General features: G+C 72.1%; 19 protein-coding genes. 11 read left to right on the top strand and 8 right to left on the bottom strand.

The window, feature by feature from the left end:
• Positions 1-102: 102 nt before the first annotated feature.
• The 3 genes from V3N99_12205 to V3N99_12195 all read right to left on the bottom strand — a co-directional run bounded on the left by V3N99_12205 (position 103) and on the right by V3N99_12195 (position 5,028).
• Positions 103-1,977 (bottom strand): NHL domain-containing thioredoxin family protein, encoded by a 1,875-nt coding sequence (locus V3N99_12205; protein MEO3937506.1) that lies wholly within the window; start codon positions 1,975-1,977, stop codon positions 103-105.
• 52 nt (positions 1,978-2,029) lie between these two features.
• Positions 2,030-2,875 carry a carbon-nitrogen family hydrolase gene (locus V3N99_12200; protein MEO3937505.1) on the bottom strand — a complete coding sequence of 282 codons (846 nt, stop codon included), beginning with the start codon at positions 2,873-2,875 and terminating at the stop codon, positions 2,030-2,032.
• A gap of 86 nt (positions 2,876-2,961) precedes the next feature.
• Positions 2,962-5,028: a cytochrome c oxidase assembly protein gene (locus V3N99_12195; protein MEO3937504.1), complete on the bottom strand. Its 2,067-nt coding sequence runs from the start codon at positions 5,026-5,028 to the stop codon at positions 2,962-2,964.
• Between the two features lie 141 nt (positions 5,029-5,169).
• Here V3N99_12195 and V3N99_12190 point away from each other — a divergent pair, with 141 nt between their 5' ends.
• From V3N99_12190 to V3N99_12175, 4 genes are all read left to right on the top strand, one after another.
• Positions 5,170-5,715: a MarR family transcriptional regulator gene (locus tag V3N99_12190; protein MEO3937503.1), complete on the top strand. Its 546-nt coding sequence runs from the start codon at positions 5,170-5,172 to the stop codon at positions 5,713-5,715.
• A 1-nt stretch (position 5,716) separates the two neighbouring features.
• Positions 5,717-7,675 carry an MDR family MFS transporter gene (locus V3N99_12185; protein ID MEO3937502.1) on the top strand — a complete coding sequence of 653 codons (1,959 nt, stop codon included), beginning with the start codon at positions 5,717-5,719 and terminating at the stop codon, positions 7,673-7,675.
• 209 nt (positions 7,676-7,884) lie between these two features.
• Positions 7,885-9,546 (top strand): alpha/beta fold hydrolase, encoded by a 1,662-nt coding sequence (locus V3N99_12180; GenBank protein MEO3937501.1) that lies wholly within the window; start codon positions 7,885-7,887, stop codon positions 9,544-9,546.
• Between the two features lie 71 nt (positions 9,547-9,617).
• Positions 9,618-10,013, top strand: coding sequence for an SRPBCC family protein (locus V3N99_12175; protein MEO3937500.1), 396 nt, complete (start codon positions 9,618-9,620; stop codon positions 10,011-10,013).
• Here the strand turns inward: V3N99_12175 and V3N99_12170 are convergent.
• Positions 9,984-11,375, bottom strand: a complete 1,392-nt coding sequence (locus tag V3N99_12170; GenBank protein ID MEO3937499.1) for an MFS transporter — start codon at positions 11,373-11,375, stop codon at positions 9,984-9,986. The two genes, V3N99_12175 and V3N99_12170, sit on opposite strands and share 30 nt — an antisense overlap.
• 5 nt (positions 11,376-11,380) lie before the next feature.
• On the opposite strand from V3N99_12170, the gene V3N99_12165 reads away from it, so the two are divergent.
• The 3 genes from V3N99_12165 to V3N99_12155 are packed head-to-tail and all read left to right on the top strand — an operon-like array spanning position 11,381 to position 14,280.
• Positions 11,381-12,163, top strand: a complete 783-nt coding sequence (locus V3N99_12165; GenBank protein MEO3937498.1) for a GDSL-type esterase/lipase family protein — start codon at positions 11,381-11,383, stop codon at positions 12,161-12,163.
• A 28-nt stretch (positions 12,164-12,191) separates the two neighbouring features.
• A complete protein-coding gene (locus V3N99_12160; protein MEO3937497.1) occupies positions 12,192-12,482 on the top strand; it encodes a DUF1330 domain-containing protein in 291 nt (96 codons plus the stop codon).
• 49 nt (positions 12,483-12,531) lie between these two features.
• Entirely contained in the window at positions 12,532-14,280 is a 1,749-nt protein-coding gene (locus tag V3N99_12155) for a gamma-glutamyltransferase (protein ID MEO3937496.1), read from the top strand.
• Between the two features lie 13 nt (positions 14,281-14,293).
• On the opposite strand, the gene V3N99_12150 is transcribed toward V3N99_12155, so the two are convergent.
• The 4 genes from V3N99_12150 to hisC form a co-directional block, all read right to left on the bottom strand.
• Complete coding sequence (locus tag V3N99_12150; protein MEO3937495.1) at positions 14,294-15,736, bottom strand: dihydrolipoamide acetyltransferase family protein; 1,443 nt, start codon at positions 15,734-15,736, stop codon at positions 14,294-14,296.
• 29 nt (positions 15,737-15,765) lie between these two features.
• Positions 15,766-16,740: an alpha-ketoacid dehydrogenase subunit beta gene (locus V3N99_12145; GenBank protein ID MEO3937494.1), complete on the bottom strand. Its 975-nt coding sequence runs from the start codon at positions 16,738-16,740 to the stop codon at positions 15,766-15,768.
• Positions 16,737-17,840 carry a pyruvate dehydrogenase (acetyl-transferring) E1 component subunit alpha gene (gene pdhA / locus V3N99_12140; GenBank protein MEO3937493.1) on the bottom strand — a complete coding sequence of 368 codons (1,104 nt, stop codon included), beginning with the start codon at positions 17,838-17,840 and terminating at the stop codon, positions 16,737-16,739. The genes V3N99_12145 and pdhA overlap by 4 nt, the downstream gene beginning before the upstream one ends.
• Before the next feature lie 258 nt (positions 17,841-18,098).
• A complete protein-coding gene (gene hisC / locus V3N99_12135; protein ID MEO3937492.1) occupies positions 18,099-19,220 on the bottom strand; it encodes a histidinol-phosphate transaminase in 1,122 nt (373 codons plus the stop codon).
• Positions 19,221-19,266: 46 nt separating this feature from the next.
• Here hisC and V3N99_12130 point away from each other — a divergent pair, with 46 nt between their 5' ends.
• The 4 genes from V3N99_12130 (at position 19,267) to V3N99_12115 (ending at position 22,857) form a co-directional block, all read left to right on the top strand.
• On the top strand, positions 19,267-19,662 hold the full coding sequence (locus tag V3N99_12130; GenBank protein MEO3937491.1) for a phage holin family protein: 396 nt from the start codon (positions 19,267-19,269) through the stop codon (positions 19,660-19,662).
• A 12-nt stretch (positions 19,663-19,674) separates the two neighbouring features.
• The gene (locus V3N99_12125) at positions 19,675-20,292 is read left to right on the top strand and encodes an L-threonylcarbamoyladenylate synthase (GenBank protein MEO3937490.1); all 618 of its coding nucleotides are present in this window, start codon (positions 19,675-19,677) and stop codon (positions 20,290-20,292) included.
• 54 nt (positions 20,293-20,346) lie between these two features.
• Positions 20,347-21,381, top strand: coding sequence for a LacI family DNA-binding transcriptional regulator (locus tag V3N99_12120; protein MEO3937489.1), 1,035 nt, complete (start codon positions 20,347-20,349; stop codon positions 21,379-21,381).
• Between the two features lie 147 nt (positions 21,382-21,528).
• The gene (locus V3N99_12115) at positions 21,529-22,857 is read left to right on the top strand and encodes a sugar ABC transporter substrate-binding protein (protein ID MEO3937488.1); all 1,329 of its coding nucleotides are present in this window, start codon (positions 21,529-21,531) and stop codon (positions 22,855-22,857) included.
• Positions 22,858-22,868 lie beyond the last annotated feature (11 nt).

Here is a 22,868-nt window from a genome sequence, read left to right as displayed (position 1 = left end):
CGGCAAACCTGGAGCGGGGTGAGGCGCATCCCTCCGGCGCTGTGCCGTGCCCCACCAGGTGGGGCACGGCACAGCGCGGCAGACACAGCACGACGGGAGCGGTCAGACGGCACGCAGGTCGAGGGTCAGGTCGTGTGCGCCCGCCTCGAGCACCCGCAGGGGCACGCCCCAGTCCTGCTGGAAGAGGTGGCAGGCGGCGTGCTCGGTGTCTCCGGTGTCGCTGTCGCACGCAGCCGCCTGCACCGAGACGTGCAGCGTCCCCTCGTGGATGCCGGCCGCGAGCCGCAGCGTACGGGTGAGGCCGGGGGCCGTCCCCTCCCCCTCGAGCAGCAGCCCGGGCGGGGTGGCCGAGACGACGAGGCGGGTCGGGTCGCCATACCGGTCGTCCAGCTTCTGCCCCGGCGGCGGGGTGAACGTGACGCGGAGCGCGACGTCGCCGGCCGCGAGGTCGGTCGGGGGGCGCTGCGTGCGGTGGGCGGGACCCTCGACCCGCTGGGCCTGGGTCGGCAGGGCCACGCGCACCAGCCGGTGGGCCGCCGACTCGACGACGACGAGCCGCGAGCCGCCCTCGGGGTCGGTCTCGACGACGGCGTCGCTGGGCTCGAGCAGACCGGTCGCGAGGGTCGTCACCTGGTTGCTCGCCGGGTCGAAGCGGCGGATCGCCCCGTTGTAGGTGTCGCTGACCGCGACCGACCCGTCGGGCAGCACGGTCACGCCGAGCGGGTGCTGCAGCAGGGCGTCGCCGACCTGCCCGGTGCCGACGGGCCCGTGGGCGGTGCCGTCGCGGTGACCGAAGTCGAAGAGGCCGGTGCCGACATGGGTCGTGATGACCGGGCCCCGGTCGCCCTGGGTCAGCGAGCGCAGCGCTGAGGTCTCGGCGTCGGCGATCCACAGCGTCTCGCCGTCGGCGCTGGTGGCCAGCCCCGAGGGCTGGGCGAACCAGGCGGTGGCGACGGCGCCGTCGCGGATTCCCTCCTGGGTGGTGCCGGCCAGCACGTCGACGGTGGCGAGCTCGGGGTCGGCGCACAGGTGCAGCTGCCACAGCTGGTGCACACCGGCCATGGCCACGACGACCCGTCCCTGCCACCACGCGAGGTCCCACGGGGTGGAGAGCGGCTGCCGCAGCGCCCGGCCTCCGCCAGAGCGCTCGCGCAGCTGCTTCCCCGTGCCGGCGACAACGCGGATCTCTGTGTCCGACAACGAGATCCCGACGACCCGGTGGTGGACGGAGTCGGCGACCAGCAGGTCGTAGCCCACGGACGTCGCAACATCGCTCGGCAGGGCCAGCACGCCCTGGGGCTCGGCCAGCTCACCGCGACGGCCCCAGCGGCGGCGCTCCGTCTCGAGGTCGGCCTCGAGGTGCACGACCTGGTGGTGGGTGGTGTCGCTCACCACGAAGGACCCGTCGGGCAGCGCGACCGCCTTGCCGGGGAAGGCCAGGGCGCCGACGCGGGGAGCCGGGGCGACATAGGGCGCGTCGCCGGTGCGCAGGGTGCCCTTGGCGCGGTGCTCCTCCAGCAGCTCCTCGACCAGGGACACCAGGCCGGGGCCGTGGCCCTCACCCGACATCGACGCGACGACGTAGCCCTCGGGGTCGATGACCACGAGGGTCGGCCAGGCGCGGGCGGCATATGCGCTCCACGTGGTGAGGGCCGGGTCGTCGAGCACGGGGTGGTGCACCTCGTAGCGCTCGACCGCCGCCTCGACCGCCGCCGGCTCGCCCTCGTGCTCGAACTTGGGCGAGTGCACGCCGATGATCACCAGCTCGTCGGCGAACTGCGCCTCCAGCGGCCTCAGCTCGTCGAGGACGTGGAGGCAGTTGACGCAGCAGAAGGTCCAGAAGTCGAGCACGACGACCCGCCCTCGCAGCTGCTCCAGCGAGAGGTCGCGGCCCGCGGTGCCGAGCCAGCGGCGGCCGACGAGCTCGGGGGCACGCACGCGCGCGCGGGCGCGCGAGGACGGGGACGGGGTGCTCACGGCTGGGGCAACGCCGGGGTCCGGGCGCGGTGTTCCCGACGCGGCCGACGGCTCAGCACAGGCCCTGCGGCAGGCGCCGGTCACCGAGCACGGGGAACTCCTCGCGCCAGGTCGTGACGAGGTCGAGATCGACCTCGACGCTCAGCACCTGCTCGTCCGCGCCGGCCTCGGCGAGCACGTCGCCGGTCGGGGCGACCACGATCGAGTGACCGCCCATCAGGGTGCGGGCGTGGGTGCCGGCGGTGTTGCAGGCGACCACGAAGCACTGGTCCTCGATGGCGCGGGCCCGGGCCAGCAGGGTCCAGTGCTCGACCCGGCGCATCGGCCAGGCGGCAGGCACGACGAACATCCGGGCCCCGCCGTCGAGCAGGGCCCGGTAGAGCTCGGGGAACCGCAGGTCGTAGCAGGTGGTCAGCCCGGCGCGCACGGTGCCGGGCGTGCCGGGGGTGCCGTCGAGACCGGTGGTGCCGTCGGGCAGGTCGACGAGCACCAGCTCGTCACCGGCCTCCATCAACGCCGGCTCGCCGCCCTGGAAGCCGAAGCGGTGGATCTTGCGGTAGCGGGTGAGCAGCTCGCCGTCGGCGCCGAAGAGCAGCTGCGTGTTCCACAGGTCCTTGCCCTCGGCGCCCACCTCGGACCCGCGCTCGACGATCGACCCGGCGAGCAGGGTGACTCCGGCGTCGCGGGCCGCGGCCGACATCGCGGCTGCGACGGCGCCCGCCAGGTCCTCGGCGCGGTCGGCCCACAGTCGGTAGGAGAAACCGCCGGCGGCCCAGAGCTCGGGCAGGACGACGAGGTCGTGGCCGCGCTGCGCCCGCACCAGGTCGGCTGCGCGAGCGACCCGGTCGACGACGCTCTCGTCGTCTCCGTAGGCGAGCTGGACGAGGGCGATCTTCATACGGCCGATCCTAGGTCGCCGGCGTCGCGGCCCGGGAGGGCGACCTCCACCCGGGAGGACCCGCACCGCGTCGGGATGGAGCGTCGTCAGTCCTGATCGGGCACCCGCTGGGCGCCGCGCTCGCGCAGGCTCGCGAGCCGGGCGTTGTAGGCCTCGAGCTCGGCGCCGCCGTCGCGCGCGGCCTGCCGGTCGCCGCGCTTGGTCTCGGCGGCGTCGCTGCGCACCCAGGAGGCGACGACGAGCATCGCGAGCAGGAGGGTCGGCACCTCGCCGATGCCCCAGGCGTAGGAGCCGCCGAGGCGCTGGTCAGCCAGGATGTCGGGCACCCACGGAATCTGGACCGACTGGAAGAAGTCGGGCGCCAGCAAGGTCTCACCGGTCATCAGCCCGACCCCGAAGAAGGCGTGGAACGAGATCGTGACGAGCAGGACGACGAGCCTCATCGGCGCCGACCACTTCGGCGGGCCGGGGTCGATCCCCACGAGCACCCACACGAAGAGGTAGCCCGTGAGCAGGAAGTGGGCCACCATCAGCACGTGCCCGGTGTGGGTCTCGAGGGCCAGGCCGAAGAGTGGCGAGTAGTAGAAGACGGCGAGGCTGCCGAAGAACAGCACGGCCGCGACGACCGGGTTGCCCATCACCCGCAGCAGCCGGGAGTGGACGAGGCCGAGCAGCAGCTCACGCGGGCCGAGACTGCCGTCGCGCCGCGGCACCATGCCGCGCAGCGCCAGCGTCACGGGCGCCGCGAGCACGAGGAAGACCGGCGCCAGCATGGCGAGCACCATGTGCTCGATCATGTGCCAGGAGAAGGAGACCCGCCCCAGGACGCCGGGCGGACCGCAGACCGTCCAGGCGACGACGGCCCACCCGAGCACCCACGAGCAGGTGCGCAGCACGGGCCACCGGTCGCCACGGCGGTGCAGCCGCACCACCCACACGAGGTAGGCCGCCACCGCCACCACCGCGAGCACGCCCCAGAGCCAGTCGAAGCGCCACTGCGAGAGCCAGCTCAGCCCCACGGGATCCTGGGGCGCGGGGTATCCGGTCAGCCCCTGCGCCGCGTCGAGCGGGGGCAGCGTGTCGGGCACCGGCGGGGCGCTGCGGGCCAGGGCCGTCGCGAAGCCGAACGCGACCCCCATGACCGCGAGCTCGGTCACCGCCATCCGCGCGAAGAGGGCAGCCGAGGTCGGGTCGACCGCGAGCCGGTCGACCACCCGCCGCCGCTGCTGCAGGCCGAAGAGCCCCAGCACCACGAGGCACACCGCCTTGACCACGACCAGCACGCCGTACGCGGTGGCCAGTCCAGCGAGGCCACCGAGGCGCAGCCAGGCGCTGGCGACCCCCGAGACGAGCACGGCCACGAAGCACCACAGGGCGAGCGCGGAGTAGCGCGCGACGACCGGGGCGAGCCGCTTGCCGAGCAGCGGCCGCAGCACGGCGAGCGCCAGCAGACCACCCACCCAGAGCGCGGCACCCACGAGGTGGAAGGCGATGGTGTTGACGGCTGTCTCGTGGTCGCTGCTGCCGGCGGCGTGCCCGGCGAGCGCGAGCGGCAGCAGGGCGCCGACCGCGACGAAGGCGGCGCCGGCCAGACCCTTGCGGGTCAGGGACACGCCCGCGATGGTGGCGGCGACGGCCGCCAGCAGCGAGCTGATGATGCCCACCCGCAGCGTCTCCAGCTGCCAGACGAAGGTCTGCAGCTGAGCCCAGAAGACGGGGCTGGACAGCGGCGTCCCGGCGGCGTCGGCGAAGCCGAGCACGACCCCGACCAGACCGGCCGCGACCCAGACGCAACCCGACCACATCGCGAGCTTTCCCGCACGCAGCATGGTGGGGGGAGCGACCGCGTCCTTGCCCCCCCTGCCCCCCGTCGTGCCCGGCAGCAGCAGGGCGCCGACGACGAGCAGGCCGATGGTCAGCGAGGCAGCCACGTCGTGCACCACGCGCACGACCGGCAGGCCCCAGCGGACGACGGCTCCCGGGTCCTGCAGACCGGCCACCGCGGCCGTCGCCGCACCGCCGATGACGATCGCGACGAGACAGGCGAGCACGGCCACGATCCCGAGGCCGAGCACCGGCACGGTGGTGGGCCCGGATCTGCGCGGCCGGGGAGCGCGGGCGGCCAGGGGCGCCGGGGCAGGGGCTGAAGCCATGACTCCAGCGTAAGGACCTCGGCCGACATCCCCCACCCGGCGGCGAGGCTGGGCAGATAGTTGCTTGGCACATGCAATAGATCTGTGTCATAGTTGCTTGTCCCAAGCAACTTCTCACTGCACGCCGCGGAGCCACCAGACATGAGCGTCACCCCCGAGACCGCCAGTGCGCTCTCGAACACCATCGTGCGGGTCGTGAAGATCCTCACGTCGATGCGCAACCGCATGCCGCTGACGACGATGGTCGATGCGCCCGGCCTCGACCACTCGCACTTCGCGGCGCTCTTCACCCTGGCGCACGAGCCGCAGCGCGTCTCGTCCCTCGCCGAGAGCATCCACTCCGACATCTCGACCGTCAGCCGCCAGGTCACGCACCTGGTGGCTGTCGGCCTCGTCGAGAAGATCCACGACCCCGACGACGGCCGGGCCCAGCTGCTGTCGCTCACCCCGAGGGGCCGTCACGTGATCGACGAGGTGGTCACCCGCCGTGGCGAGTGGTTCGAGCAGATGCTGGCCGAATGGAGCGAGCAGGATGCCACCGACTTCCTCACCCACCTCGACCGCTTCGTCGACACCTGTGCCGCCTTCAAGACCGAGCTCTTCCTGCACCCGGCCGGCTCACCGGCCCTCGCGGCGCCCGCGCCCACCGACCCCATCACGCACACCACGCACCACCAGGAGCACTGACATGGCAGCAGCCACCCCCACCCCGGCCTCGGCCGGACTGCACGAACCCGCCGACGACGGCATCCTGACCCACCGTCAGATCCTCACCATCCTCACCGGCCTGATGATGGGCATGTTCCTGGCCGCGCTCGACCAGACCATCGTCGCGACCTCGATCCGCACGATCGCCGACCAGCTGCACGGGCTCTCGGCCCAGGCCTGGGTGACGACGGCCTACCTCATCACCTCGACGATCGTCACGCCGCTCTACGGCAAGCTCTCCGACATGTACGGCCGCAAGCAGTTCTTCCTGCTCGCCATCAGCCTCTTCACCATCGGCTCGCTGCTGTGCTCCTTCGCGACGTCGATCGGCATGCTCTCGGCCTTCCGCGCGGTGCAGGGCCTCGGCGCCGGCGGTCTCTTCTCCCTCTCGCTCGCCATCATCGGCGACATCGTGTCGCCACGTGAGCGCGCGAAGTACCAGGGTTACTTCCTCGCCGTCTTCGGCACCTCGAGCGTGCTCGGACCGGTCATCGGTGGCTTCTTCGCCGGCCAGTCCTCCATCCTCGGCATCACCGGCTGGCGCTGGGTCTTCCTGGTCAACGTGCCGATCGCCATGGCTGCGCTGGTCGTGGTCACCCGCACCCTGCACCTGAAGAAGCACGAGCGCCGTGAGAGCCGCGTCGACTGGTGGGGCGCCGTCGCGCTCTCCGTCGCCCTCGTGCCGCTGCTCATCGTCGCCGAGCAGGGCCGCGAGTGGGGCTGGGTCTCGGCCCGCTCCATCGCGACGTACGTCATCGGTGTCGCCGGCATCGTCGGCTTCCTGCTCGTCGAGCGGGCCATGAAGGAGGAGGCCCTCATCCCGCTCCGCCTCTTCGCGATCCGCACCGTCGGCGTCTCGTCGATCGCCTCGGTCTTCATCGGCATGGGCATGTTCGGTGGCCTCGCTGCCCTGCCGCTCTACCTGCAGATCGTCAAGGGTGCCTCCCCGACGCAGGCCGGCCTGCTGCTCCTGCCGCTGACCCTCGGCATCATGTTCGGCTCGATCCTGTCGGGTCAGCTCATCTCGCGCACCGGTCGCTACCGCCGCTACCCGATCATCGGCACCGGGCTGCTCACCGGGGCGATGTTCGCCTTCCACTTCGTCGGCGCCGACACAGCGCTGCCGATCACCATGGCGATCATGGTCTTCTTCGGCGTCGGGCTGGGGTTCAACTTCCAGCCGCTGACCCTCGCCGTGCAGAACTCCGTGAGCCCGCGCGACATCGGTGTCGCCACCTCGTCGGCCACCTTCACCCGCCAGATCGGCGGCACGCTCGGCACCGCCGTCTTCCTGTCGATCCTCTTCTCCACCGCCGGAGACAAGATCAGCTCCGCCTACCAGAGCGCGGCGTCGACGCCGGAGTTCCAGCAGGCCGCAGCCACCGCGACGGGCCCGACGAAGGCCTTCCTCGCCCAGCAGCAGAGCGGTGGCACGGGCGCGTCGCTGAGCGACACCTCGTTCCTCAGCAGCCTCGACAAGGCCGTCGCCCACCCGTTCCTCGTGGGTTTCTCGGGGGCCATGTCGACGGTCTTCCTCGTGGCGACCTTCATCCTCGCGGCGTCCTTCTTCGTCGTGCTGTTCCTGCCCCACGTCGAGCTGCGTGGTGGCTCGCCGAGCGCCGAGCGCGCAGCCGAGAGCAACAAGGCGGCTGCCGCTGTAGCCGCCGCGGCGCCGGTCGCTGGCGCGCCGGAGCCTGACCGGGCCCACGAGCCCGCACCAGTGCTGGTGCCGGCCGGTGGCGTCCTCGTCGACGACCCGCAGGCGTTCGCCGACCAGGCCGGTCTCCAGCCGACCAACGGTCACACCCCGGCCCATGGCCGGCACGAGGCCAGCCTCGACGAGCTCGAGGCCATGGCCGGCAGCCGGCCCGAGGTCACCCTCACCGCGGGTGACCCCGAGCCCGGCCGCCACCGCGCCGAGCCCGGCGACCTGGTCTGACCCGCTCGGCGTGAGCTGAGCGTCACGACCACCGCACCACCCCCTCCGGTATGCCGGGTGCCCCTCACGGGCACCCGGCATACCGACGTCGTGCGTGCAAAAGGTGTCGTTAGCACAACCGGGGACGGCAGTTCCTCTTGCCATACCGGCTCCCGGGCAGGAGAGTGGCGGCTGTCGCCGCCGGGCGACCTGACGGGAGACCACACCAGATGCGCACACTGCCACGCCTGGTCGCGATCGGATCGGCCCTCACCCTGGGCCTGACCGCTGCGGCCGCCTCGACCACCGGGGCCCTCGCCGCCGCGGCGACCGACACGACCACCACCACCACGGCGCCGTCCGCGGTTTACGTGCCGCCACCCCTGACGTGGGGGCCGTGCGCCAGCAGGACCCTGCAGTTCTACAAGGGCGAGTGCGCGATGCTCACCGTGCCGCTCGACTACGCGAACCCGCAGGGCACCAAGATCAAGCTCGCGATCTCGCGGATCGCGCACACCTCGTCGGCCGCCAAGTACCAGGGCGTCATGCTGACCAACCCGGGAGGCCCCGGTGGGTCGGGCCTGACCCTGTCGGTCCTCGGGCAGTACGTGCCCAAGGGCGCCGGCAGCAGCTACGACTGGATCGGCTTCGACCCACGCGGGGTCGGATCCAGCGAGCCCTCGCCCACGTGCAACGGTGACTACTTCGGCTTCGACCGCCCCGACTACATCCCGTCCAACCCGACGGTCCAGCGGCAGTGGTTCACCAAGACCAACACCTACGCCCGCGACTGCGCGGCCGCCGCCGGCCTCCTGCTCGACCACGTCAAGACGACCGACACGGTCGCCGACATGGAGAGCATGCGGATCGCCCTGGGGCAGCAGAAGATCAACTTCTACGGCTTCTCCTACGGCACCTACCTCGCTCAGGTCTACGCGACGCTGCACCCGCAGCAGGTGCGCCGCTTCGTGATCGACGGCACCGTCGACCCCCGCGGCGTCTGGTACCAGGGCAACCTCGACCAGGACATCGCCTTCGACGAGGTGATGCCGGCCTTCTGGGCGTGGATCGCCGAGAACGACAGCGTCTACCACCTCGGCACCGACCCGGTCGCGATCCAGAAGACCTACTACAAGATCCTCGGCCAGCTGCGCCAGACCTCCGTCCCGGTGGCGGGGATCGGCACGATCGGCCCCGACGAGTGGACCGACGCCTTCCTCGGCGCGGGCTACTACGTCTACGGCTGGGCCGACACGGCCAGCGCCTTCAGCGCCTGGGTCAACGACAAGAACTACACGCCCGTCGCCGAGGCCTACATCGGCGCCAACGGTCCCACCGGGCCGGGCGCCGACAACGGCTACCTGATGTACCTCGCCACCCAGTGCACCGACGCCAAGTGGCCCTCCCGCTGGACGAAGTGGGCCACCGACAACTGGACGATCTACGGCACCCACCCCTTCGAGACCTGGGCCAACGCCTGGTTCAACGCCCCGTGCCGCACCTGGGCCGCCCAGCCCGGCACGCCGGTGAAGGTCAAGGACAACGGTGCACCGGGGATGCTCATGATCGGTGAGACCCGCGACGCGGCAACGCCGTTCGAGGGCTCGCTCTACGTGCGGTCGATCTTCCCCAAGAACGTCCTCATCGAGGGCGTCGGCGGCACCACCCACGCCGGCTCGCTCTCGGGCATCCGGTGCACGGACAACACCATCGCCGACTACCTCGCGACCGGCGCCCTGCCGGCCCGGGTCGCCGGCAACGTGTCGGACCGGCAGTGCAAGCCGGTGCCCCCGCCGGCCGCCACGCTGACGACGGCCGCCGCCAAGGCGGCCGCCCCGGCGGCGACCGACCTGCAGGCCCTGCGGCGCAGCCTGCTGCCGACGGTGCGCTGACCCCGGGTCCCCACCCCCCGCGCGCCCGACCCCACCCACGTCGGGTCGGGCGCGCGGGTACGGTGAGGCTCGTGCAGCGGACCATCGAGGTGTCAGGACCGGCCTCGGTCGAGCAGGTGTGGCAGCGGTATGCCGTGATCTCGGCCTGGCACACCTGGTCACCACCGATCCGCACGGTCGAGGCCACGGCGCCGCGGATCGCTGCGGGGGTCACCGGCATCGTGCGCGGGGTGGCCGGGGTCTTCCTCACCTTCCGCATCGAGAGCGTCGACGAGCAGGCCCGCTCGTGGACCTGGCGGGTCAATATGGGGCCCCTGACCGCGATGCTGGGACACGGGGTACGACTCGCCGAGGGTGAAGCCGGCTCGGTCGCCACCCTCACGGTCGAGGCCATCGCACCGATCGCCCTGGGCTACCCCCAGGTGGCACGGCTCGCGCTACACCGTCTGGTCGCCGCGCAGACCTGATGCCTCGCCGGCCACGGTGACCGGCACGCCCGGCACTACCTGCGTCTCCGGCACGACCGGCGCAGGGCCGACGTCACCGACCGCACGCTCCGCGCGCGCGAGCGAGCGCGATCCGAGCAGGGCGAGCACGAGGGCGACGACGCTGGCGAGGACGGGCACCGCATACGCCGGCCGTGGCCCGAGGGCCTCGACCGCGGCGCCACCGAGGGCCGACCCGCCGGAGACGCCGACCACGAGACCGGTGAGGACCACGGTCATGCCCTCATTCAGCATCGCGGGCGGCACGAGCCGCTGGGCGAGCCCCATGCTGGTGATCAGGGTGGGCGCGGTGGCGACCCCGGCGACGAGCATCACGCCGGCCAGGGCCCACAGGCTCCCCGAGACCAGGAGCACCGGCACCTCGAGCAGGGCCATCAGACCCACCCCGACGAGCAGCCGCGTGACCACGCCCGAGCGGAACCGGCGGGTGCCGAAGGCCAGTCCCGAGGCTGCCGAGCCGAGCGCGAAGAGGCCGAGCACGACCGAGGCGAGGTTCTCGTGGCCTGCGGCCTCGGCGACCGCGACGGTGACCACCTCGTTGCTGCCGAAGAGGACCCCGGTGAAGGTCATGATCGCGGCGACCACGAGCAGACCGGGACGGGTGACCGCCAGGCCGCCGGGGCGGTCGACGCGGGCGACGACCCGGGGCTCGCTCTCGCGCGCGGAGCAGAAGAGCAGGGTGCCGACGAAGAAGCCCAGGCCCGCGACGATCGCCCCCGTCTCGGGCAGGAAGGTCGTGCTCAGCACGACCGCGAGCGCCGGCGCCACGACGAAGCCCAGCTCGTCGAGCACCTGCTCGAACGACATGGCCACGTGCAACGACTCGGGGTCACCGCGGAAGGCGGTGTTCCACCGGGCCCTGCTCATGGTGCCGAGGCTCGCGACGCCGCCGGAGAGGGCGTAGGTGACGAAGAGGGTCCACACCGGGGCGCGGGTGATCGAGCAGACGACCATCACCGCGAGCATCGCGGTCGCGACCACCACGAGGGGCACGGCGACCCGCCGCTGGCCGTAGCGGTCGACGAGACCACCGATGACGGGAGCGGCGAGGGCGAAGGTGAGGAGTCCGACGGCGGAGACCGCACCGGCCAGGGCGTAGGAGCCCTCGCGGCGGGCGACCATGACGACGACGGAGATGCCGAACATCGCGACCGCGACCCGCCCGAGCGAGGCACCGATGACGAAGCGCCTCGCACCGGCGACGGTGAGGAGCGGCCGGTAGGCGCGCAGCACAGCAGGACTCCTGTTCAGCGGGACGACCGGGTTGCCGGCCTCCTCGAGTGTCGCCCCTGCGGGCGCCGCTGTCCAAGTCGGTGGGAGCATCGCTCGTGCCCTCTCCCCTGCTGATCACGGCCCTCGGCAGCTCGTTCGCCGCCGGCCCCGGTCTCCCGCCGTATGCCGACGTCGCCGCCCTGCGGTCCCTGCACAACTACCCGCACCTGCTCGCCGGGGCGCTGGGGGCCGGGCTCGTCGACCTGACCGTGTCGGGGGCGACGACCGCGAGCATCCTGCGGGAGGCGCAGGTCACCATGGACGGCACGACCTTCGCGCCGCAGCTGGCCGGGGTGCCGGCGGAGGCCGACGTCGTGACGGTGACCGCGGGCGGCAACGACCTGTACTATCTCGGGTCGATGCTCTCGGCCTCCTGGCGACGCCATGACCCCCACCACCCGATGGTCGCGGTGCTCGAGCAGCAGCTGGGGGCGGGCGTGACCGAGCCGACGCCCGCCTCGACGGCGGCGGCGGCCGCAGGTCTGGTGCAGGTCGTCGAGGCCGTGCGCCGGGCTGCTCCCACGGCTCGGGTCGTGCTGGTCGACTACCTGACCGTCGTCGACGAGCACAGCGCCGACGACGCCCCGTTCGACACAGGCGACCTCGCGACCTTCCTGCGCATCCAGTCCGCGCTCGAGACCGCCTTCGAGCAGGCGGCGGCCCGCACAGCGGCCGAGCTCGTCCGCGCCTCCGCGCTCAGCCGCCGACACGCGCTGGGGGCCGACGACCCCTGGGTCTTCGGCTTCGAGACGTCACCGGCCCGGATCCCCGCCTCTTACCACCCGAGTGCCGCCGGGATGCAGGCCGTCGCGCACGAGCTGGCGATGCTGCTTTCGTGAGGGGCCCCGGGTCGGCGAGGATGGGGGCATGAGCGCCTACTGGATCAGCATCTACCGTGAGATCACCGACGAGGCCAAGGTCGCGGCCTACGCCGAGCTGGCGGGACCCGCCCTGAGGGATGCCGGGGGCACCTTCGTGGCCCGCGGGCTGCCCGAGCAGACGTATGAAGCCGGCGAGGCCACCCGCACCGTCGTGCTCCGCTTCGACTCGGTGGACGCCGCCCGGGCGGCGCACGACAGCCCGGCCTACCAGGAGGCGCTCGCCGCCCTCGACGGTGGCGCCGTGAGGGACATGAGGATCGTGCCCGGGGTGGAGTGACCAGGGCGTGAGCTTCACGACCCGCCCGACCCTCGAGGGCACCTTCGGCATGGTGTCGTCGACGCACTGGCTCGCGTCGCAGTCGGCGATGGGGGTGCTCGAGCGCGGGGGCAACGCCTTCGACGCGGCGGTCTGCGCCGGCTTCGTGCTGCAGGTGGTCGAGCCGCACCTCAACGGCCCCGGGGGCGACCTGCCCGCCATCGTCGTGACGGCGGGTGACCCGACGCCACGCGTGCTCTGCGGGCAGGGGCCGGCCCCTGCTGCGGCGACCATCGCCCACTACACCGATGAGGGGCTGTCGCTGGTGCCCGGCTCGGGCCCCCTCGCCGCCACGGTGCCCGGCGCGTTCGACGCCTGGCTGCTCCTGCTGCGGGACCACGGCACGCAGTCGTTGCGCCAGGTGCTCGAGCCCGCCATCGGCTACGCGCGACACGGGCACCCCCTGCTCGCGCAGGTGTCCGCCACGGTGGACGCGGTGCGTGAGCTCTTCACCGACGACTGGACCCCGTCGGCTCGGCTGTGGCTGGCCGCAGGGAGGGCGCCGACGGCCGGGGCCCTCTTCTGCAACCCGCAGTGGGCCGACACCCTCGAGCGGATCGTCGCCGAGGGCGAGGCCGGCGGCTCCGACCGGGTGGGACAGGTGGACGCGGCCCGGCGGGCCTGGTCGCAGGGCTTTGTCGCCGAAGCCGTGGATGCGTTCTCGCGCAGGCCCTTTCGTGACTCGTCCGGTGAGCGGCACGCCGGCCTGCTCACCGGTGCCGACCTCGCCGGGTGGGAGGCGACCTGGGAGCCTGCGACCACGCTGGAGTGGCAGGGCCACACCGTCGCCAAGACGGGCCCGTGGGGGCAGGGTCCGACGTTGCTGCAGGTGCTGGGGACGCTCGACGCCCTCGGTGACCCTGCGGACCTCGACCTGCTGTCCGCCAGCGGTATTCACGCGGTCGTCGAGACCTTCAACCTCGCCGCGGCCGACCGTGAGGCGTGGTACGGCAGCGGTGACGAGCCGATGCAGGCGCTGCTGTCGACCGGCTACGCCCGCGAGCGAGCAGGTCTCGTCGGCGAACGCGCCGACCTCGGCATCCGGCCGGGACGACCCGACGGTCGGGTGCCGCGACTGGCGTCCTTCGTGCTGGGCGGCGGCGGAGCCGAGACGCACGCAGCGCGCGTCGACGCGACCGTCGGGGAGCCCACGGTCGCGGCGTCGGGCGCGACCCGCGGTGACACGTGCCACGTCGACGTCGTCGACCGGGCCGGCAACATGGTGTCGGCGACCCCGAGCGGCGGCTGGCTGCAGAGCTCGCCGACGATCCCCGGCCTCGGCTTCTGCCTGGGCAGCCGGATGCAGATGTTCTGGCTCGAGGACGGGCTGGCGTCGTCGCTCGCGCCCGGGAAGCGGCCCCGCACGACGCTGACCCCGACGCTCGTGCTGCGCGACGGCGTTCCATACCTGGCCTGCGGGAGCCCCGGTGGTGACCAGCAGGACCAGTGGCAGCTGCTCCTGCTGCTGCGCACGCTGGTGCAGGGGCAGTCGCTCCAGGCGGCCATCGACGCACCGGCCTTCCACTCCATCGGGTTCACCGGGTCGTTCTATCCCCGAGGCCGGCAGCCCGGCGGGGTGGTGGTGGAGTCGCGGGTCGGCGCCGCAGGGGTCGCCGACCTCGAGGCGCGGGGACACGCGGTCACCGTGGCCGGCCCGTGGTCGCTGGGCCGGCTCTGTGCCGTGACCCGCTCGCCCGACGGCATCCTGAGGGCGGGAGCGAACCCCCGCGGGATGCAGGGCTACGCCGTCGGGCGCTGAGGCGTGGGGTGACTCAGCCCCAGACCAGCCCCCGGCTCGGGTCCTCGAGCAGCGCCGACAGGTCGGCGAGGAAGCGGCTGCCGAGCTCCCCGTCGATGAGTCGGTGGTCGAACGAGACGGCGAGCGTGGTGACCTGACGGATGGCGAGCTGGTCGTCGCCGTCCGCGTCGGTCACGACCCACGGCTGCTTCCTGACGGCCCCGAAGGCGACGATGGCGCTCTCGCCCGGGTTGATGATCGGGGTGCCCGTGTCGATGCCGAAGACGCCGACGTTGGTGATGGTGATCGTGCCACCGCTCATCTGCGCCGGCTGGGTGCGGCCGGAGCGCGCGGTCTCGGTGAGGGCCCCGATCTCCTGCGCCAGGTGCAGCATCGACATCTGGTCGGCGTCCTTGACGTTGGGCACCACGAGGCCGCGTGGCGTCGCGGCGGCGATGCCGAGGTTGACGTAGTGCTTGACCACGATCTCCTGCGCCTGCTCGTCCCAGACGGCGTTCATCCCGGGGTTGCGGCGGATGGCGACGAGCAGGGCCTTGGCAAGGACCAGCATCGGGGTGACCTTGACGTCTCGGAACTCGCGGTCGGCCTTGAGCCGGGCCACGAGCTGCATCGTCGCGGTCACGTCGATGGTGTTGAACATCGTCACGTGCGGGGCCGTGAAGGCCGAGCCGACCATCGCCTGAGCGGTCATCTTGCGGACACCCTTGACCGGGATCCGGGTCTCGCGCTGGTTCGGGGTGGGGGTCGGGGCCGGGGTCGCCTCAGCTCGAAGGTCTTCGAGCTGTGGCGCGGGGACGGTCCCGGGGGTGTGGGCCTCGAGGTCGGCCCGGGTGACGAGGCCGCCCGCTCCGGTCGCCGTGACGTCGCGCAGGTCGATCCCGCGGTCCTTGGCCAGCTTGCGGACCGGCGGCTTGGCCAGTGCCCGGGCGGATGACGCGACGGGGGTGGGTGGCGCGACGGGGGCGGTTGGTGCGACGGCGGCAGGCGGCATACCGGATGGTGGGGGTGACTCCGGGGCACCCTTGCGGGGACGCCGCTTGGCCTCGGTCTGCTTGACGCCGTAGCCGACGAGGACAGCGGTGCGGCCGGTCGAGGTGGTGCCCCCGATCTTGCCCTCCTCGATGGCCTCCTCGACGGTGTCCGCCGCCACGGGCACGACCACGGGCACGGCGACAGGCACGGGCGGGGCAGGCTCGACGGGCTCGGCGGCACCGATGCCGTCCTCGATCGTGATGATCGTCGTGCCGACCTCGACGGTCGCCCCCTCGTCGACGAGCAGCGCGGTCACCGTGCCCGCGAAGGGCACGGGCAGCTCGACGAGCGACTTCGCGGTCTCGATCTCGACGACCACGTCGTTGACCTTGACGGTGTCACCGACGGCGACCCGCCACGTGACGACCTCGGCCTCGGTGAGGCCCTCACCGGGGTCGGGCAGGCGGAAGCTATGGAGCGCCATGTCGTGGAATCCCTTGTCTCAGTAGGTCGTCAGAAGGCGAGCGCGCGGTCGACACCGTCGAGCACGCGGTCGAGGTCGGGGAGGAAGTCCTCCTCGAGCCGGCTGGGCGGGTAGGGCAGGTTGTAGCCGCCGACGCGCAGCACGGGCGCCTCGAGGTGGTGGAAGCTGCGCTGCGTGACCGCCGCGGCGATCTCGGCGCCGAGGCCGCCGCTGGTCGACGCCTCGTGCACGACGACCATGCGGCCGGTCTTCTCGACCGACGCGCAGAGGGTGTCGAGGTCGAGCGGCGAGAGCGAGCGCAGGTCGACCACCTCGAGGCTGCGGCCCTCCTCGGCCGCGGCCTGGGCGGCCTGCAGACAGGTCTTGACCATCGGGCCGTAGGCGACGACCGTGCAGTCGGTGCCCTCGCGGGCGACGGCCGCCGACCAGAGCCCGCGGGTGGGCGCGTCGATGCCGACCTCGCCCTTGTCCCAGTAGCGACGCTTGGGCTCGTAGAAGACGACCGGGTCGTCGGTGGCGATGGCCTGCTGGATGCCCCAGTAGGCGTCCTCGGGGTTGGAGACGCAGACGACCTTGAGCCCGGCCGTGTGCGTGAAGTAGGCCTCGTTGGACTCGCTGTGGTGCTCGACCGCGCCGATGCCGCCACCGACGGGGATGCGGATGACGATCGGCATCGCCACCGTACCCAGGCTGCGCGCGCGCATCTTGGCGACCTGGCTGACGATGTGGTCGAACGCCGGGTAGACGAACCCGTCGAACTGGATCTCGACGACGGGGCGGTAGCCGCGCAGGGCGAGACCCACCGCCGTGCCGACGATGCCGGCTTCGGCGAGCGGGGTGTCGATGACGCGCTCCTCACCGAAGTCCTTCTGCAGGCCCTCGGTGACCCGGAAGACGCCACCGAGCTTGCCGATGTCCTCCCCCATGAGCACGACCTTGGGGTCCTTCTCCATGGCGGCGCGCAGGCCGTTGGTCAGCGCCTTCGCGATGGTCAGCTGCGTCATGAGTGGCTCCCCTCGAACGAGGCGTGGTAGGCGACGAACTGCTCCCTCTCCGCAGCCAGCAGGGGGTGCGGCTCGACGTAGACGTGGTCGAACATCGACGGTGCGTCGGGGTCGGGCATCTCGAGAGTGCCTCGACGCACGTGCAGGGCGAGCTCGTCGGCCTGCGCCTCCACGGCGTCGAAGAAGGTCGAGTCGGCCCGGCCCTCGCGCGCCAGCCACGCCTTGAAGCGGGCGATCGGGTCGCGCAGCTTCCACACCTCGACGTCGGCCGAGACGCGGTACTTCGTGGGGTCGTCGCTCGTCGTGTGCGCGCCCATGCGGTAGGTGTAGGCCTCGACGAGGAACGGGCCCTGGCCGGAGCGGGCCTCCTCGAGCGCGTGCTTCGTCACCGCGTACACGGCCAGCACGTCGTTGCCGTCGACCCGCACCCCGGGGAAGCCGAAGCCGCGGGCGCGCTGGTAGAGAGGGATGCGGGTCTGGCGCTCACTCGGCTCGGAGATCGCCCACTGGTTGTTCTGGCAGAAGAAGACGACGGGAGCGTTCATCACCGCGGCGAAGGTGAAGGCCTCGCTGACGTCGCCCTGGGCCGTGGCCCCGTCGCCGAAGTACGCGATGACCGCGGCGTCGCGATCGGGGTCGCCCGTGCCGACCGCGCCGTCGCGCTGGATGCCCATCGCGTAGCCCGTGGCGTGCAGGGTCTGCGCGCCGATGATGATCGTGTAGAGATGGAAGTTCTTCTCGGCCGGGTCCCACCCGCCGTTGTTGACGCCGCGGAACATGCCGAGCAGGTTGAGCGGGTCGACGCCGCGGCACCACGCCACGCCGTGCTCGCGGTAGGTCGGGAAGGCGTGGTCCTGGGGGGCGAGCGCGCGGCCGGAGCCGACCTGCGCCGCCTCCTGGCCGAGCAGGCTGGCCCAGATGCCGAGCTCGCCCTGGCGCTGCAGGGCAGTCGCCTCGGTGTCGACCCGGCGGATGAGCACGAGGTCGCGGTAGAAGCCGCGCAGCTCCTCGTCGCTGAGGGCGTCGACGTATGCCGTGTAGTCGGCGGCGTCGGTCCCGCCCTCGACCCGCTGACCCTCGGGCGTCAGCAGCTGGATCATCTCGGGGCCACCGTCACCGACGGCGGGAACACCCGCCGTGAGGTCGGCCGCCGTGATCGGTGCCGTCGTGGTGTCTGCGGTCGTGGTGTCAGGGTCGGCGCTCACCGTCACTCCTTGCTGCCGGTCGGTCAGACCGGCGGTCGGGCCGCGCGCTCCCGGGGTCACCGTGGTGCGCAGGGCTTCGGGGATGGGCAGGCGCGGACGTGGTGTGACCGCACTCACCGTTGAGCCGTTCCCGGTTAATGTATCCCCCCGCCGCTACCGCGCGCCGAACGCCGCCGCGACCTCGAGGAGCCGGTCGTTCGCCTCGGGCTCGGCCACCGTCACCCGCACCCCGTCGTCGCCGTAGCGCCGGACGACGAGACCGGCGGCGTCGCAGGCGGCGGCGAAGGCCGCCGAGTCGGCGCCGATGGGGAACCACACGAAGTTCGCCTCGCTCGCCGACAGCGTCCACCCCTGGCCCTCGAGCGCCGCCGCCATGCGCGTGCGCTCCGCGACGATGGCCTCGACGCGGACGGTGAGCTCGTCGACGGCATCGAGGGAGGCGACCGCCGCCGCCTGCGCGATCGAGCTGACCCCGAAGGGCGTCGCCGTCTGCCGCAGCGCCGTCGCCATCCGGGGGTGCGCGACGGCGTAGCCGACCCGCAGGCCCGCCAGGCCGTAGGCCTTGGAGAAGGTCCGCAGGACCAGCACGTTGGGGTGGGCCCTCCACACGTCGACCGCGTCGGGCGCCTCGGGGTCGGCGACGAACTCGAGGTAGGCCTCGTCGAGCACCACGAGCACCGAGCTCGGCACCCGCGCCAGGAAGGCGTCCAGCTCGTCGCGGTGGACCACCGTGCCGGTGGGGTTGTTGGGCGAGCAGACGATGACGATCTTGGTGCGCTCCGTGACGGCGTCGGCCATCGCCGACAGCCGGTGGCGCGCGTCGGCGTCGACCGGCACCTGCACGGACACCGCGCCAGCGAGGGCCACGACGATCGGGTAGGCCTCGAACGAGCGCCACGCGTAGACGACCTCGTCGCCGGCGTCGCACATGGCCTGCACGATGTGCGCGAGCACGGCGACGCTGCCGGTGCCGGTCGCGATGTTGCCCGGGTCGACACCGACCGCCGCCGCGATCCGCGACGACAGCAGGGCGACCGCCATGTCGGGGTAGCGGTTGACCTCCCCCGCGGCGGCCGCGATGACGGCCTGCACCGCGTCGAGCGGCGGGTAGGGGTTCTCGTTGCTCGAGACCTTGTAGGTCACGACCCCCGGCACCGCGGCGGCCGGCTTGCCCGGCACGTAGGCCGGCAGCTCACCGAGGGCGGCCCGCAGCCGCACCTGCTCGGCCTGCGTCAGGGGCGGCTCACCGGACGTCCGGCTCAGGTCAGCACTCATGACACGACACGGTAGCGCCGCCGTGCCCGCGTGACAGGATGGCCGCATGAGCACCCTGTCGCGGCTGGCCCTGAAGACCGGTGTCAACGCCGTCGCCCTCTGGGTCGCCTCGGCTGTCGTCGCCGGCATCACCTTCGCCCCGCCGCGCTCGACCTGGACCGCGACGGTCGTGTCCATCGTGCTCATCGCGCTCGTCTTCGGGCTGGTCAACGCGGCGATCAAGCCGGTGGTGAAGCTCTTCTCGCTGCCGCTGATCTGGCTGACGCTCGGGCTGTTCACCGTCGTCGTCAACGCGCTGATGCTCGAGCTCACCGCGTGGCTCGCCTCGCACCTCGGGCTGGTCTTCGCCGTCGACAGCTTCTTCTGGGACGCCGTGCTCGGCGCGGTCATCGTCTCGGTCGTCTCGATGCTGCTCAACGTCGTCGTCCCCGACAAGGCCTGAGGCGCCCTGGTCATGGCCCGGTTCATCGACATCCACCCCGACGACCCACAGGCGCGTGCGGTCGCCCAGGTCGTCGACCGGCTGCGGGCAGGGGCCCTGATCGCCTACCCCACCGACTCCGGCTACGCCCTCGGGTGCCAGGTCGGCAACGTCGAGGGCAAGGAGCGGATGGCCGCCATCCGCCACCTCGACGACCGGCACCACTACACGCTGGTGTGCCACGACTTCGCCCAGCTCGGGCAGCTGGTGCAGATCGACAACCGCGTCTTCCGGGCCGTCAAGGCCGCCACCCCGGGGCCCTACACGTTCATCCTGCCCGCCACCAAGGAGGTGCCCAAGCGTCTCCTCCAGCCGAAGAAGAAGACTGTCGGCGTGCGCCTGCCCGACCACGCCGTGACCCGCGCGATCCTCGAGGCCCTCGGTGAGCCGCTGCTGTCGACCACCCTGATCCTGCCGGGCACGACCGACGCGATGACCGAGGGCTGGATGGTCAAGGACGAGCTCGACCACGTGGTCGACGTCGTCGTCGACGGCGACTGCGAGGCCGTGCCGACCACCGTCGTCGACTACTCCTCGGGCCTGCCCGAGATCGCGCGCGTCGGTGCCGGAGACCCCGCACCCTTCCAGTGAGCCGCTGACCGCGAACGGCGTCCCCGGGGAGTGCCCCTCTGAGAGGATGACGCCGTGACCACCGTCCGGCGAGAGCGCATCACGATCAGCGACATCGCCGCGCAGCTCGGCATCTCGAAGGCGTCGGTGTCCTACGCACTCAACGGGCGGCCCGGCGTCAGTGCCGAGACCCGGGCCCGGGTCCTCCACCTCGCCGACGAGCTCGGCTTCCACGCCAGCTCGGCCGCGGTCGCCCTGTCGGCCTCCCGCACCGGCACGATCGGCATCGTCATCGCCCGCGACCCCGCCGTCATCGCCGCCGAGGCGTTCTACATGCGCACGCTCTTCGGTGTGGAGCAGTACCTCAACGACGCCGACGGCCAGCTGCTGCTGCGGCTGACGGGCGAGAGGGGGGAAGACCTCGACGTCTACCGTCGGTGGGCCCGGCAGGGCCGGGTCGACGGCTTCCTGCTCTACGACGAGCACGACGACGACCCCCGCATCCCGCTGCTCGGGGCGCTGCGCATCCCGGCCGTGATGGTCACCTCCGTCGCCCTCGACGACGGCATCGGTCGCCTCGTGACCCCGGAGGCGCAGACCGTCGAGGTGATGCTCGACCACCTGCACTCACTGGGGCACCGCGACGTCGCCCACCTCGGTGGCCCGCTCCTGTATGCGCACGAGCGGGTGCGCGCCGAGACGATGTCGCGCGAGGGCGCGAGCCGCGGTCTGCGGGTCAGGCACGTCGAGGCGACCTACGACTTCGCCTCGGGGGCCGCCGCGACGACGGCACTGCTGGCCCACGGGCCGGGCGCCGCGCCGACCGCGATCGTCGCGGGCAACGACATCATGGCCACGGCGGTGGTCACGACCGCGACCGACCTGGGCGTGCGGGTGCCGACGGACCTGTCGGTCATCGCCTGGGACGACTCGGTGCTGTGCCAGGTGGGGCGCCCACCCCTGACCGCGATGGACCACGGGCTCATCGGCAAGGCCCGCCTCGCGACCGACCTGCTCTACGACCTGATCGCCGGGGGGACGCAGCTCCACCGCGAGTCGCCGGTCGGCACCCTCATCGTCCGCGGGACCACGGCAGCCCCTCCACGCTGATCTCGCCCGACCTCGGATGGTCACGATACGGTCACGAACTTAACCGGTTACGTTGACTCTCTTAACCGGTTAGGTCCATAGTCGCAGCACACCCCTCCCACCTCGCCGTCGGCGACCGGGAGCCTACTCGGACAAGGGAGTCTGACCGTGACTCGACGTGCCTTCCTCGCCGCCGCCAGCACCTGCGTGCTCGCGCTCGGCGTCGCCGCCTGCAGCAGCAGCGGCGGCAGCACCACCAGTGCCGGCGGCGCCACGGGCGCCGACGCCACCCTCACCTACTGGGCCAGCAACCAGGGCACCAGCCTCGACAACGACAAGCAGGTCCTCACCCCCGTCCTCGACGCCTTCACCAAGCAGACCGGCGTCAAGGTCAACCTCGAGGTCATCGGGTGGAACGACCTGCAGACCCGCATCCAGACCGCCATCACGTCTGGCTCCGGCCCCGACGTGCTCAACATCGGCAACACGTGGGCCTCCTCGCTCCAGGCCACCGGCGCGTTCCTGCCTTACGACAGCGCGGCGATGACGGCGATCGGCGGCCCGGACAAGTTCGTCAAGGCCGCCCTCGACACCGGCGGCATGGCCGGGCAGGACCCGACCTCCGTCCCGCTCTACGGCCTGGCCTACGGGCTTTACTACAACAAGGCGATGTTCACCGCCGCCGGTCTCCAGCCCCCGACGACGTGGGAGGAGATGGTCACCGCGGCCAAGAAGCTGACCGTCCCGGCCAAGCAGGAGTACGGCTTCTCGCTCGCCGCGGGCAGCTACACCGAGAACGTGCACTTCGCCTTCATCAACGGCTCACAGAACGGCGGCGCGTGGTTCGACGCCGCGGGCAAGCCGACCTTCACCAGCGACGCCAACGTGCAGGGCGTCCTGCGCTACCTCGACCTCATGCAGACCGACAAGGTGGTCAACCCGAGCAACGCGCAGTACGACAACGGCACCAAGTCGGTCAACGACTTCGCCGCCGGCAAGGTCGCGATGATCCTCAACCAGAACAACGCCGACAGCTCCATCGTCAGCAACGGCATGAAGAGCGATGCCTACGGCGTCGTGCCCTTCCCCTCCCCGTCGGGAGGCCAGAAGATCGCGACCTTCATCGCCGGCATCAACCTGTCGGTGATGAAGTCGACCAAGAACAAGGACGCCGCGCTCTCGTTCGTCAAGTTCATGACCTCGCCCGAGACGCAGAAGACGCTCGACAAGCCCTTCTCCGCACTGCCCGTCCTCCAGGGTGAGACCCCGGTCTTCACCGACAACGCCGAGGAGGCCAAGACCTTCCAGGACATCTACGCGACGATGTCGAAGCCGCTGCCCCTCGTCGCCGCCGAGGACCAGTTCGAGTCGACCGTGGGCAAGGCCATGAACGCGCTCTTCGCCAAGGTGGCCACGGGCGGGACGGTCTCGGCCACCGACGTCAAGACTGCGCTCCAGGACGCGCAGGACCAGGTCACCGCCGCGACCGGCGGCTGAGACCCGGACCC

This window comes from Dermatophilaceae bacterium Soc4.6 (assembly GCA_039889245.1).
GTDB lineage: Bacteria > Actinomycetota > Actinomycetes > Actinomycetales > Dermatophilaceae > Lapillicoccus.
This window is presented reverse-complemented; position numbering and strand designations above follow the sequence as displayed.